The sequence below is a fragment of the Palleronia aestuarii genome (assembly GCF_003253995.1).
In the GTDB taxonomy this organism is placed as follows: Bacteria; Pseudomonadota; Alphaproteobacteria; order Rhodobacterales; family Rhodobacteraceae; genus Palleronia; species Palleronia aestuarii.
Window position 1 is genome coordinate 1 of the sequence record NZ_QKZL01000048.1, and the last position, 12,052, is coordinate 12,052.

Below are 12,052 nucleotides of genomic sequence, written 5' to 3' on the forward strand. Positions count from 1 at the left end.
ACCAGATCCTTCATCGCAGCCAGATCCAGCATCTGCTCGGCCAGCGTCCTGCGGACCTACAGCTTCGCGTTCTCATCCTCGAGTGTCTTCAGCCGCTGGCCTCCGACACCGTCATACCGCCGAACTTGGCCTTCCAGTTGTAGAAGGTGCCTTCCGACATGCCGTTCTACGCTACAAACGATCCCCCGGATCGTTTGCTCGACGCTTGAACTGCGGCACAGATCGGCGCACTTCGCGCCTGCCTCGTGCTCGCCAAGGATGCCGATGATCTGCTCGTCCGTGAAGCTCGTTCGCTTCATTGTCCGTCCTCAAGTTGGGGCGGACTCTAATCGACGGTGGAGTAAAAATCCCGTGGCAGGTCAACTGTTGCGGAAGGCATGGAACCTGTCTTCAATCTCCTCGTGCGACGGTACCTCGAAGAGGTCCCGCAGGACATCGAGATGTCCCGCGGGACGCGATCTGAGCGCTGATCGTGCGATGGTCAGGCGACCTTCGGGCGAAGCTGCTGCGCCGGTACGATCCGCCGCCAGTCGAGACCCTCGAACAGCGCCTCGAACTGCGTCTTGCTGTGCGTCATCGTACCGCTCCGTACCTGCGGCCAGACGAAGCACTTGGCCTCGAGGCGCTTGTAGATCAGCACGAGGCCCATGCCGTCCCACATCAGGACCTTGATGCTGTTGCCGCCCTTCGAGCGGAACACGAAGAACGGGTCGAGCTCGAAGGACGCGGTCACGTGGGCGGCCAGCCCGTCCATCCCCTTGCGGAAGTCCACCGGCTCAATGGCCGTGTGGATGCGGTATCCATTCGCCCGAAAGATCATGACGGCGCGCCCTCCCGCAGGACGGCCACGAAGGACGCCAGTGCGGCGGCGTTGATCGAGGCGGGGAACTCGAGCGCGAGATCGCGGAATATCAGGCGGCATGAAGGTGGATTAACCGGCGCCGACAGAGTGTTGTTTGACAATCGATCGAACTCATGAAGCTTTGATGCCTGCTCGCTCTCGGTCAAGGCTGACCCTCCTTCGACACGCATTTCGACGAAGGGTGACGTGCCTCCGGCAATGATCGCCGGCGCGTCGCTCACCCGCATCCATTTGCGGACGTGCGCATCGGTGATCCCGACCTCGGCAGCGACGTCCCTCGGCTTCTCACCGTCGACCCTGATGCGCCGTACGGCCTCTCCCTTCAGGGCCGCCGGCCAGATCCGACGCCCATTCGGCTTACGTCGGATCTTATGACCCCAGATTGTATCCGCTTCCATGGTGGCACCTCCGGATTGTTGGAGGGCCAATCTACCCGGGGGGCCGGCGTGTCGTCAGACCGCCCGGATAGGGTCCGATGCAGCGCTTACCATAAATCGTTCGGCCAACTCAGCCCATGATCGCTCACGCTGGATGGCCGCATGCGCTGGCGTTTGACTTAGATTTTAATCAGTTATCCAATCACCCTGCCCGCTTCGGTCACATTTAGTCCACGCCGAACCATCGAACCTATCCCCATAACTTAAGGATCGTATTGTGCATAATGGCACTGAGCCAACCATAATTTACATACAGGGCCCAGTGCTTCTCCTGCTGAAACTACTACTTTACGCTTATCTCGACAGAAACGATGTCCGAACGCACTCGAACCGCATGTGCGAGGATCGCACCTGCATGATGGGTCCTGACGAAAGATGCGTGAAACGAGGACCTTGCACTGAGAATTAGGCGCCCTTCTTCGATCCGCTCGAAGTGTAGTGGAGCGATCCAAGCCGCGAAACCGGCCGGATCCGAATTCAGGAGTCTTTGCTCGATGTCCGCCCAGGACCCCCCTCGCTCCGCATAATCACGTCGGAATGGAACCACGTTCCGATCTGGGATGTCCGACACAGGTTTCGGACCCGCCATACGTTCTAGGAAATCGGGACCGACGATCGCCCAAGATGGGCTGGTATCCGCCATCACAGTGTCGAGCCCAAGCCCGTGCTGAGCGACGCGTCCACGAGCTGCGGGTCGTTTGAGGACCAGCCAGCCGATCTCTCGCAGGCGAGCCATCTCCCGCTTAACGGTTCTTTCGTTAACCGACCAAAGCGACGCAATTTCTCTTTGGCCGACATTCAAAATATCCCGCTTCCAGTCATATCGTGCCGTGAGAAGCGTCACGAAGCGCAAGCAAACTCTTTGACGATTAAGATCGCCAGCACACGCATAGGCGCCGATCGCAGTGAGAACATCGTACTTAAAGCTCGCTCCGACGGCTCCGTTGAACGGTGTTGGTCGAATCCGCTGCTCCACGCTCATGGCGTATTTTCCCAAAACTCGGGCCACACTCCCGACATCTCTGTCTCGCCTCGCGACATATTGCCCACCGCTCTTCGGCAGCCTTCCCCGATTTGCGTTGAGTAAGCAGGAAGAGTCAAGCGGAACGGCTGTATGTCGATAGGAGACGATCTGGAAAAGAATTCAGCAGGTATCAAGGTATTGGGGGACATCCAGGGTGTCACCGCAAATAGGTTAATTGTCACCTCAATGGGTTGTGGTTCGCTGCAATATGTCACCCCAATCTTGGGTGAAGTGAGTTGCGTTCCAGCTGACGCGCCGAATCGGTTATGGCGCATCGATTGAACCTGTCGTCCCTAACCCGTTTCCCCGTGGGGAAATCGGGTCCTGAACAAGAATGATCCGTGGATTGCCTGAATGTCAAATTCGGCGTACATCGTAAAAATCGTTTGATGAACGTTGGGAGAAAGAATGTTCGACCATTCAGATCTTGAATCGCTTCGAGACTCGTCCCTGCGCATGCAGGGCCACATACGGCGGCAAACTTTCTCGCCGGGCAACGACAAGTCGCTGCGGAGGTTCTCTTCGTGGGAGGTGTCCGAACTTATCTTCAAGGTCAACCAGAACACGTTTCGCGGGCGTCTTGCTGCGGACCCATCCCTACCGTCTGGAGAGGTCGAACCTGACGGTAGGCAAAGATGGTTCCTTCTCGACGAAGTCAACGAGCTTCGGCGCAGGATGCGGGTGAACCGGCGATCGCTGATGCCGGAGCGTCCTGGGAATCGGCGGGCAATCCGGGTTGCTGTTGCAAACTTCAAGGGAGGCGCAGGTAAGTCGACGACCGCCCTCCACCTCGCACATGCTGCGGCCCTAGATGGATACCGGGTTCTCACCGTGGATTTCGATCCTCAGGCGACGTTGAGCCATTCAATGGGCCTGAGCGATGTGAACGAGGACAATACCGTCTGGGGCATCATGGCGCGCGATCTCATCCATGAGACGAGTCGTATGAACCGGGCTGCGCAGGGCGCGGAATCCGGGCGCGCCCTGCCCCACCGTCGTGTTCCAACCGCAATCTCGGATTCTGGTCTCGCAGACCTGCGCATTACGGATTTCGTGCGGTCCACCTGCTGGTCGACAATAGATATCGTGCCGAGTTGTGCGAACGCGGCGTTCGTTGAGTTTGCCAGCGCGCAGTATAGGCACGTGAATCCCGATTGGTCCTTTTTCGCTGCGGTCGATCGGTGGCTGAACGCCCTGCCCCCGGATGCCTATGACATTGTCATTTTCGACTGTCCGCCCGCGATTGGATATCAGTCGATGAATGCAGTGTTTGCGGCTGACGTCCTCTACATTCCATCTGGTCCGGGATACTGGGAGTACGACTCGACGACGTCATTCATCGGGCAGCTGTCGGAAGCCTTGGCAGACTTGCAAGGTTTTGAGCACAACATTCATTTCCCTGCGGGGAAATCGAGGAAGGAGTTCCTCGACATCCGGTTCCTTCTCACCCGTTTCGAGCCTGGTAATGAACTCCACAGGGCAATGCGGGATGCGTTCCTCAAGGTATTCGGCGATCGGATGACGCAGCATCCGATCGAGCACACAAGGGCTGTCGAGCAGTCAGGGCGGTTTCTTTCTTCGGTCTATGAGATCGATTACCGCGATATGACTCGTGAGACATGGAGACGCGCGCGTTCGACGTTCGATGCGGCCTATGTCGAGTTCAAGCAGCATGTGCTTACCGCTTGGGATCGAATGGAGGAGCTTTCATGAGCAGGAAGCGTCGCATCTTCGATATCGATATGCCGGATGAGGATTTCCCCGAGGGGAAATCGAACGGTGAGCCGTTGCCTGAAAGCGAGCAGGCTCGACGCCGCGGGCCCATGGCAACGGCAATCGGTGAAACCGGTGAAGCGCTGCGAGACCGTAAGCGGATCGAGGATGATATCCGCGCCGAGAACGATGCGCTTGCATATGAATTCGTAAGGCTCAAGCGCGAGGGGCTAGTCACCGACACTATTCCCGTCGATCGTATTGATACGGAACGGCTCACGCGTGATCGCAGTACCGACGCCGATCTCGATCTCTCCGAACTCAAAATATCGCTCGATGCGATCGGGCTTTCAAATCCAATCCGCGTCGTCGCGCGACCGGACGGGCGGTACGAACTCGTCGAGGGTCTAAGGCGACTATCTGCATATCGCGAACTTTATGCAGAGACGGCGGACCAAAAATGGTCGCGCATACCGGCGGGGCTCATCGCTACGGGGCAGGGCGATGCGGCATTATACAGACGCATGGTCGATGAGAACCTGATCCGCAAGGATATCTCGTTTGCGGAGATGGCGATGCTGGCAGCGTCGTACGCCACGGAGGGTGTAGAGGGCTGCACCAATCTCGACGCTGCGGTCAATCAACTCTATGCATCAGTCTCGCCGCAAAAACGAAGTTATATCAGGAGGTTCGCCGCTCTGATTGATCGAACGTCGGGCTATCTCAAGCATCCATTCGCTGTACCTAGGGCGTTGGGCCTTCGTCTTGCGGATTTGCTTGACGATGATCCCGGATCGATCGCTGAACTGTCCGACACTCTTCGCGCGGCTCCGCAGCGAACTGCGGAAACGGAACTCGGCATTTTGACCCGGTTCGCGGAGGCAAGGCAATCTGTCGTTCCAAAGAAGACCCGTGGAGCGCCTAAGGCGGCCCGTCGCGGCCGTGTCGTCTTGTCCGTGCCGGTAGGGCCCGGGGTGCGTTGTACGGCCGCCGATGGGAAAATGGAGCTTCGCGCTTCGCTGGATTTTGCCGGGCTCGACAGGGCGAGGCTCGAGAGGGCTGTCGAGGCATTCTTCGGGGCTCTTGAGGATTGACGAGCCATATTTCCCCGCAGGGAAATCCTCTGACGCAATTAGGCATGGATTAACGGAGGATGCCTCCGTTTCAAAAGCTTCCTCTTTCCAGGCCGTGGTCCGGTCGCGGTGCAAATGTCCCGCAGAAGGACGGACCGCAATCTGGGATGCGGAGCTATTCGTCAAATGCAGGTGCGGAGTTCAAATCGCGAAGCGCCTCCATCGCCCTCAGCGCGCCGAGGAAAGCTGTATGAACGCGCTTCGCAGGTTCGTTCCGACGCGTGATCAACGCCACCGGCACCGGTAGGGCGGGAGAAAGAGGGCGAACGTTGATCCCGTACCGGTGTCCATTTACGCCTGTAAGAGAATCGACGAGCGTGACCCCTAGATCTGCCTCGGCCATGAGGCAGGCGATAGAAGTATACCGGACCTGCGCGACTGCGCCCTGTCGTATCCCGTCGCCGAGGAAGCCTCGCGTCAGCACGTCAAGCCGGCTATTCGGCTCGAAGAGGATCAGTCGTTCCCCCTCGAGGTCGGAGGCAGAGACGGTTGCCAGTTCCTCGAACCGGTGTCCCGGGGCAAAGGCGCAAACCATCTGCGCCTTGGCAATCGTGCTGATCTCCAATCCCTCCCGCTCCGGCGGATTCAGGGCAAAACCAAGATCCGCCATCCGCATCTCCACCGCCTCCATCACACCGTCCATCCTACGAGTATCCAGATGAACGCGAAGGTCCGGCCGAGGCGCGGAAAACGACTTCAGGGCGTTCGGTATGAGCGCGTTTGCGATCGGTGGAGTGGAGACGATCCGAAGACTCCCGATCTCGCTTCTGCGATGAGCTTCGATGCGATGCGTGAACGCATTGTAGAGGCTGAAGATCGCTTCGCTGTCATGATAGATCTCTTCCGCATCGGGCGTCGGTATCAGGCGGCTGCCGACGCGCTCGAAGAGGGGGAAGCCGATGCGGGCTTCCATCTGCCGGATCGCGTTGCTTACCGCGGGTTGGGAGACGCGCAATGCCCGTGCCGCACCAACGGTCGTTCGTGTGCGAATGACTCCACGAAAGATTTCCAACTGCCTCAAGGTGAACACGAAGGTCACTCCCGTCCATTTGCTCCGCATATAACCCAAACTTATTGGGGGGACGAATATTTCATAGCTATGGATATTGCCTGGCCAAACACGGTTGTGTTCCCTCATGTCGTACGCAGACCCGTTTCGGCACGCGTTCATCCGTGCCTGCCGGTATCGGCTAACGGTGGTCCGACACGGAAAGTTAGTGAACGTCTCTAAGAAGAATCAATTAGGGAGAACGTCATGAGAGAGATCGTCATCGGTGCGGCGCAGATGGGTGCGATCCAAAGAGACGAGCCCCGCGCGCAAGTTGTCGATCGGATGCTGGCGCTTCTGGAAGATGCGGCAGGGCAGGGGGCAACGCTTGTCGTCTTCCCGGAACTGTCCCTCACCACGTTCTTTCCGCGCTGGTGGATGGAAGATCAGGCGGAGGTGGATTCCTGGTTCGAGCGCGAGGTCCCGGGGGAGGCGACCCGACCGCTTTTCGACAGGGCGCGTGCCCTCCATGTCGCCATCAGCTTCGGCTATGCCGAACTGACCCCCGAGGGACGGCACTTCAATACCCAGATCCTCACCGATCGCGAAGCGAACGTGGTCGGCAAGTACCGAAAGGTGCATTTGCCCGGACATGACGAATACGATCAGGAGAGGGCGTTCCAGCATCTCGAGAAAAGGTATTTCGAACCGGGCGATCTCGGCTTTCCCGTATGGCGCAGCCAGGGCGCGATCATGGGCATGTGCATCTGCAACGACCGCCGTTGGCCCGAGGTCTACCGCGTGATGGGATTGCAGGGCGTCGAGCTCGTCATGCTCGGGTACAATACGCCGTCGGTAAACAGCCAGATGAAAGCGGAGGACGAGACAAAACGCCTCTATCACTCCGAACTGGTGATGACCGCCGGAGCCTATCAGAACGCCACCTGGGTCGTCGGCGTGGCGAAGGGCGGTATCGAGGATGGCCATCCCCTGATGGCAGGTACGATCATCGTCGATCCGAACGGTTTCGTCGTGGCGCGTGCCCGGACCGACGGCGACGAAATGGTTGTGCATGCCTGCGACATGGATGCCTGTGACTTCGGAAAGAAGACGATCTTCGATTTCGCGCGGCACCGCCGCGTGGAGCATTACAAGCGCATCACCGAACAGACAGGGGTGATCTTGCCGGAATGAGTGTCGTCGATCTCGATACGCTCGATCAGCGAGACCGGTACAAGCTCCTCTGCGCCACCGTCATTCCGCGTCCCGTCGCCTGGGTGACGACACGAAGCGCGGACGGGATCGTGAATGCCGCGCCTTATTCCTTCTTCAACGTGTTCGGACAGGATCCCGCGCTGATCATCCTGGGCGTCGAGCGGAAGGGGGGTAGCGCGAAGGACACCGCCAGGAATATCGCGGATTGCGGCGAATTCGTCGTGAACATCGCAACGCCCGCGCTTCTCGAAGCGATGGTCGCGAGCGCCGCGGCCTATCCGTCCGACGTGGGCGAAGTCGACGCATTGGGCCTCGCGACGCTCCCATCCTCGAAAGTCGCACCGCCACGGCTGGCAGACGCGCCCGTGGCGCTTGAATGCCGCCACCGCCTGACCCTGAACTTTAGCCCCGAACGCGACATCGTCATCGGCGAAGCCGTGGCGCTGGCCGCGCGGGATGGAATGCTCGATCTTGACCGGATGCATGTCGAGTGGGGCGGTGACTGGCCTGTCGCGAGGCTCTTTGCCGATCGCTACGCGAGGTTGGAGGAGATTGGTCGACACGCGATCCCGACCCTGCCGGGCGGTTCAACATGAGCGCGCAGATCGATCGGGAGACCGCGGGCGTGTTCGTGATCTCGGCCACTCCCTTCGCGGAGGACGGGGCGCTCGACCTCCAGAGCACGGATCGTCTGATCGACTTCTATCTCGAGGCGGGTGTCACGGGACTGACGATCCTCGGCATCATGGGCGAGGCGTCGAAGCTTTCACCGGAGGAAGCCGGGGCGTTTCTCGAAAGCGTCATGCGCCGGGTCGAAGGTCGTGTCCCAGTCGTCGTCGGGGTGTCTGCCGCAGGACTCGATCCGATGCGGCGCTGGCGCATCGATCGATGTCGGCCGGTGCCGCCGGCGTGATGGTCTCGCCACCTGCGGGGCTCGGTCCCGAGGATCGGGTAAGGGGCTATTTCGGCCAAGTCTGCGATGTTCTGGGTCCTGACGTACCGCTTTGCCTGCAGGATTACCCGATGGCGTCGAACGTGATGCTTTCGGTGGAGACGATCCTGCATCTCACCCGGGACCACCCGCAGATCGTGATGCTGAAACACGAGGACTGGCCAGGGCTTTCGAAACTTACCCGCGTGCGCCGGGAGAGTGGGATAGGCGATACGCCGCGGTTGTCGATCCTGACGGGAAACAACGGTCTGTTTCTGCCGCAGGAAATGGCGCGGGGTGCGGACGGGGCAATGACCGGCTTCGCCTACCCGGAGATGATGGTCCATGTGGTGCGACGCGCCCTTGTGGGAGATCACGACGGGGCGGAGGACGTCTTCGACGCCTACCTGCCTCTCGTGCGGTACGAGCAGCAACTCGGCATAGGGCTTGCGATCCGGAAGGAGACTCTGCGCCGCAGGGGGCGATCGCCTGCGCGAGGGTCCGTGCACCGGGACCTGCATTGTCGCGAACGGATCACGACGAACTGAGCCGTTTGATGACGCGGCTCGAGAGGCGCTTAGAGGAACTCAATTGATGCGCTGGCATGGAAACGAACGGTTTGGTCGTATCGATGCCGGATCAGAATACGTCGATCATGGGATGGATCTCTCGCTGGCGGCGGGAAACTGCGGCGAGGCCAGGGACGCAACATCATGATGAGTTTCGACCTCGTCATTCGAGGCGGCCAAGTCGCCACCGCCGCCGATACGTTCTCGGCAGATATAGGGATCAAATTGGGACGGATCGCCGCGATCGGGGAGGGGCTCGACGCGCCCGACGTGATCGACGCGGCCGGTCGGCTGGTCCTCCCGGGCGGGATCGAGGCCCATGCGCATATCGCGCAGGAAAGTGCCACAGGCGGCATGACCGCGGACGATTATCGAAGCGGCTCCATCTCCGCAGCATTCGGGGGGAATTCGTGTTTCGTGCCCTTCGCCGCGCAGCATCGTGGCATGGGGGTGACGGAGACGCTCGACCTCTACGATAGCCGCGCGGACGGGGCATCGGTCATCGATTACGGGTATCACCTGATCGTCGCGGATCCGACGGAGAAGGTGCTCTCCGAGGAATTGCCGGCGGCTTTTGCGCGGGGCGTCACCTCCTTCAAGGTCTTCATGACCTACGATCTCATGAAGGTCGATGACGGCCAGTTCCTCGACATCCTCAGCGTCGCGAAATCTCACGGCGCGCTCACGATGGTTCACGCCGAGAACAGCGGTATCATCCGATGGATGACCGATCGGCTGTTGGGGGCGGGGTACAGCGCACCACGCTACCACGCAATCAGCCATCCGGCGGCGGCGGAAGCGGAGGCGATCAATCGCGCGATCACGCTTGCCCGCTTCATCGACGCGGCCCTTCTCGTTGTCCATGTCTCGACCCCGGAGGGCGCGGCGCTGATCGCGCGCGCGAAGCTCGACGGTGCGAAGATCTTCGCGGAAACCTGCCGCAATATCTGTTCCTCGATCGGTCGGATCTCGACCGGTCCGGAATGGAGGGTGCGAAGTTCATGTGCTCTCCTCCCGTGCGGGACGCGGCCACGCAGGAGGCACTCTGGCGGCATCTGCAGGCGGGTACCTTTTCCGTCTTCTCCTCCGATCATGCGCCGTATCGGTTCGACGCGACGGGCAAGCTCTCGGCGGGGCCGGACGCGCCCTTCAACCGGATTGCCAACGGGATGCCCGGGATCGCGCTGCGCCTGCCGCTCCTCTTCTCCGAAGGGGTAGGGAAGGGACGGATCACGTTGCAGCAATTCGTAGCTCTTTCCGCGACGAACGCTGCGCGTCTCTACGGGCTTCGGCAGAAGGGCTCGATCGCGGTGGGGCTCGATGCCGACATCGCGATCTGGGATCCCGGCACGACACGGATCGTCCGTGCCGAAGACCAGCACGACGCGATGGATTACACCCCGTTCGAGGGGCGCGAACTCACCGGCTGGCCGGTGACGGTGCTTTCGCGCGGAAGTCGCGTGATCGAGGACGGGCAACTCGTGGCCGAGCCTGGGCATGGACAATTCGTCAAGCGCGCCCAACCCGACTTCACGGGGTATCCCGGCGGTTCTGCCCCGGAACTCGATCCGATGTCGAATTTCGGCGCCCGGATCGCACCGGAGGCCTCCAGATGAGCGGACCGATCCTGGTGGTGAACCCGAACTCCAATGCGGCCGTGACGGAGGGCCTCGACCGCGCCCTGGCGCCGTTCCGATTGCCCGGAGTCCCCGATATCCACTGTCTGACCCTCGAGGAAGGACCGTTCGGGATCGAGAGCCAAGTCGATTCCGACGCGGTCGTCATGCCACTTGTCCGTTTGGTGGGCGATCGGAGGGACGCCGCGGCGATCGTGATTGCCTGCTATTCCGATCCAGGGGTCGAGGCGTGCCGGTCCGTCGCGCGGTGTCCGGTCTGGGGCATTCAGGAGGCCGGGGTCCTAACGGCCCTGTCGCGCGGCGACCGGTTCGGGGTCGTCGCGATCGCGCCGGTCTCCATCGCGCGACACCGGCGGTTCATGCGGCGCATGGGCGTACTCGACCGGCTTGCAGGGGAGCGCGCTCTCGGCGTCAGCGTCGACGAAAGCGCACGCGGAGACAGCACCTTCGCCCTCGTGGAAGAGGTGGGTCAGGCGCTGAAGTCGGACGGGTCAGATGTCATCGTCCTCGGCTGCGCGGGAATGGTGTGCCACCGTGCGCCTCTGGAAGCGGCTTTAGGCATACCCGTGATCGATCCCGTCCAGGCAGCCGTCGCTATGGCGTGGGGCACAGTTAGGTGCTCATTCCCGGCATTTGGTGGATCGGGTTGAGGATGAATCGATATGGCTCGGAAGTCCAGATTTTGCAGATGTACTCGTAGGGCGTGAGGCCGCCGAGGGTCTTTAGCCTGCGTGCGAAGTTGTAAGCGGCCATGAAGTCGTCAAGGTGAATGCACAGCTGATCGTGTCTTTCAAAGTGGAAGCGCTCGACGTTCAGCCGTCGCCGATCCCCCGGATCGGCTTTGGGCCTCACCGTCCTTGATCGTGCGGTTCATCCGTTCGACCTGTCCCGTCACTCGGGAAAACGATCCCCTGGATCGTTTTCTGATCCTCGTAACTCCATGGATGGTTCGGCTTCGTCAGGCGGTGCTCGATCCTGTTGGCTTCGCAGAGTTGGAGGGGACCGTGGCCCCGGTGGGGCCGCGAAAGCCCCGGAAGCGTCAAGGCGCATTGGCCGGGAGATGCTGGTGTTTCGGTTCCGCGGCTGCTCGGCGAACTGAATGCCGTTGTCCGTGAGAATGGTGTAGACGTGATAAGATGAGCCGCAAAGCGGCGAATGCCTCCAGCATGTGCTGCAGGAACTCCCAGGCGGTGCGCCTGTCGGCCTTCTCGACGAGCTGGGTGACCGCGAATTTGCTGGTTCGGTCGATGCCCACAAAGAGATAGAGCTTGCCCTCGGTGGTCTGCACTTTGGCGATATCGATGTGGAGTGAGGCGGAGAAGACATCGTGGATGGACCCGCGATGTCCCGCCGAACCCGATCGGGTAGCGCTTGAAGCGCTGCCGCTTTAGTTTATCGCCTTCGACGTCCGGCAGGCGGAAGATGCATTCGCCATCGCGCTCGAACCGATGGCGCGCAATGGCTCATCGTTGCAGGCATCGGTGCAATGCCGAGCGCGTCAGGTGCGGAATCGTGGGCTGCAGGGCATAGAGACCGTTCTTCG

At 60.7% G+C, this 12,052-nt stretch carries 11 protein-coding genes and 3 pseudogenes; 7 read left to right on the forward strand and 7 right to left on the reverse strand.

Going from position 1 to position 12,052, the window contains the following annotated elements; translation table 11 throughout:
* Positions 1-59 precede the first annotated feature (59 nt).
* From LX81_RS20900 to LX81_RS20910, 4 genes and pseudogenes are all read right to left on the reverse strand, one after another.
* A pseudogene (locus tag LX81_RS20900) lies at positions 60-299 on the reverse strand (transposase); the annotation flags it as partial.
* Positions 300-481: 182 nt separating this feature from the next.
* The gene (gene tnpB / locus LX81_RS20905; RefSeq protein ID WP_170134079.1) at positions 482-820 is read right to left on the reverse strand and encodes an IS66 family insertion sequence element accessory protein TnpB; all 339 of its coding nucleotides are present in this window, start codon (positions 818-820) and stop codon (positions 482-484) included.
* Positions 817-1,083, reverse strand: a complete 267-nt coding sequence (locus LX81_RS22415) for a hypothetical protein (RefSeq protein WP_211322856.1) — start codon at positions 1,081-1,083, stop codon at positions 817-819. Before LX81_RS22415 ends, tnpB begins: the two co-directional genes overlap by 4 nt.
* Before the next feature lie 499 nt (positions 1,084-1,582).
* Positions 1,583-2,281, reverse strand: coding sequence for a DnaA N-terminal domain-containing protein (locus LX81_RS20910; RefSeq protein ID WP_111539195.1), 699 nt, complete (start codon positions 2,279-2,281; stop codon positions 1,583-1,585).
* A gap of 450 nt (positions 2,282-2,731) precedes the next feature.
* Between LX81_RS20910 and LX81_RS20915 the strand changes: the two genes are divergently transcribed.
* Together LX81_RS20915 and LX81_RS20920 are read left to right on the forward strand one after the other, a co-directional pair.
* A complete protein-coding gene (locus tag LX81_RS20915; RefSeq protein WP_111539196.1) occupies positions 2,732-4,036 on the forward strand; it encodes an AAA family ATPase in 1,305 nt (434 codons plus the stop codon).
* Positions 4,033-5,130 (forward strand): ParB/RepB/Spo0J family partition protein, encoded by a 1,098-nt coding sequence (locus LX81_RS20920; RefSeq protein ID WP_111539197.1) that lies wholly within the window; start codon positions 4,033-4,035, stop codon positions 5,128-5,130. Before LX81_RS20915 ends, LX81_RS20920 begins: the two co-directional genes overlap by 4 nt.
* Positions 5,131-5,284: 154 nt before the next feature.
* On the opposite strand, the gene LX81_RS20925 is transcribed toward LX81_RS20920, so the two are convergent.
* The gene (locus tag LX81_RS20925; protein ID WP_170134081.1) at positions 5,285-6,208 is read right to left on the reverse strand and encodes a LysR family transcriptional regulator; all 924 of its coding nucleotides are present in this window, start codon (positions 6,206-6,208) and stop codon (positions 5,285-5,287) included.
* A gap of 216 nt (positions 6,209-6,424) precedes the next feature.
* Here LX81_RS20925 and LX81_RS20930 point away from each other — a divergent pair, with 216 nt between their 5' ends.
* From LX81_RS20930 to LX81_RS23450, 3 genes and pseudogenes are all read left to right on the forward strand, one after another.
* Positions 6,425-7,351 carry an N-carbamoyl-D-amino-acid hydrolase gene (locus LX81_RS20930; protein WP_111539199.1) on the forward strand — a complete coding sequence of 309 codons (927 nt, stop codon included), beginning with the start codon at positions 6,425-6,427 and terminating at the stop codon, positions 7,349-7,351.
* A complete protein-coding gene (locus LX81_RS20935; protein ID WP_111539200.1) occupies positions 7,348-7,968 on the forward strand; it encodes a flavin reductase family protein in 621 nt (206 codons plus the stop codon). The genes LX81_RS20930 and LX81_RS20935 overlap by 4 nt, the downstream gene beginning before the upstream one ends.
* A pseudogene (locus LX81_RS23450) lies at positions 7,965-8,898 on the forward strand (dihydrodipicolinate synthase family protein). Before LX81_RS20935 ends, LX81_RS23450 begins: the two are co-directional and overlap by 4 nt.
* Before the next feature lie 58 nt (positions 8,899-8,956).
* Here LX81_RS23450 and LX81_RS23455 read toward each other — a convergent pair.
* Positions 8,957-9,736, reverse strand: coding sequence for a hypothetical protein (locus LX81_RS23455; RefSeq protein ID WP_373280306.1), 780 nt, complete (start codon positions 9,734-9,736; stop codon positions 8,957-8,959).
* A 137-nt stretch (positions 9,737-9,873) separates the two neighbouring features.
* Between LX81_RS23455 and LX81_RS23460 the strand changes: the two genes are divergently transcribed.
* Positions 9,874-10,488: an amidohydrolase family protein gene (locus LX81_RS23460; protein ID WP_373280307.1), complete on the forward strand. Its 615-nt coding sequence runs from the start codon at positions 9,874-9,876 to the stop codon at positions 10,486-10,488.
* Positions 10,485-11,159, forward strand: coding sequence for an aspartate/glutamate racemase family protein (locus LX81_RS20950; protein WP_111539201.1), 675 nt, complete (start codon positions 10,485-10,487; stop codon positions 11,157-11,159). Before LX81_RS23460 ends, LX81_RS20950 begins: the two co-directional genes overlap by 4 nt.
* Here LX81_RS20950 and LX81_RS23030 read toward each other — a convergent pair.
* Positions 11,122-12,052 (reverse strand): annotated as a pseudogene (locus LX81_RS23030) (DDE-type integrase/transposase/recombinase); the annotation flags it as partial. The gene LX81_RS20950 and the pseudogene LX81_RS23030 overlap by 38 nt on opposite strands.

Coding starts and splice junctions, on each gene's coding strand:
- LX81_RS20950 (WP_111539201.1), top strand. CDS start 10,485: ATGAGCGGACCGATCCTGGTGGTGAACCCGAACTCCAATGCGGCCGTG.
- LX81_RS20915 (WP_111539196.1), top strand. CDS start 2,732: ATGTTCGACCATTCAGATCTTGAATCGCTTCGAGACTCGTCCCTGCGC.
- tnpB (WP_170134079.1), bottom strand. CDS start 820: ATGATCTTTCGGGCGAATGGATACCGCATCCACACGGCCATTGAGCCG.
- LX81_RS20935 (WP_111539200.1), top strand. CDS start 7,348: ATGAGTGTCGTCGATCTCGATACGCTCGATCAGCGAGACCGGTACAAG.
- LX81_RS23455 (WP_373280306.1), bottom strand. CDS start 9,736: ATGGACAACGAGAAGGGCCGCGTCGATGAAGCGGGCAAGCGTGATCGC.
- LX81_RS20910 (WP_111539195.1), bottom strand. CDS start 2,281: ATGAGCGTGGAGCAGCGGATTCGACCAACACCGTTCAACGGAGCCGTC.
- LX81_RS20930 (WP_111539199.1), top strand. CDS start 6,425: ATGAGAGAGATCGTCATCGGTGCGGCGCAGATGGGTGCGATCCAAAGA.
- LX81_RS23460 (WP_373280307.1), top strand. CDS start 9,874: ATGTGCTCTCCTCCCGTGCGGGACGCGGCCACGCAGGAGGCACTCTGG.
- LX81_RS20920 (WP_111539197.1), top strand. CDS start 4,033: ATGAGCAGGAAGCGTCGCATCTTCGATATCGATATGCCGGATGAGGAT.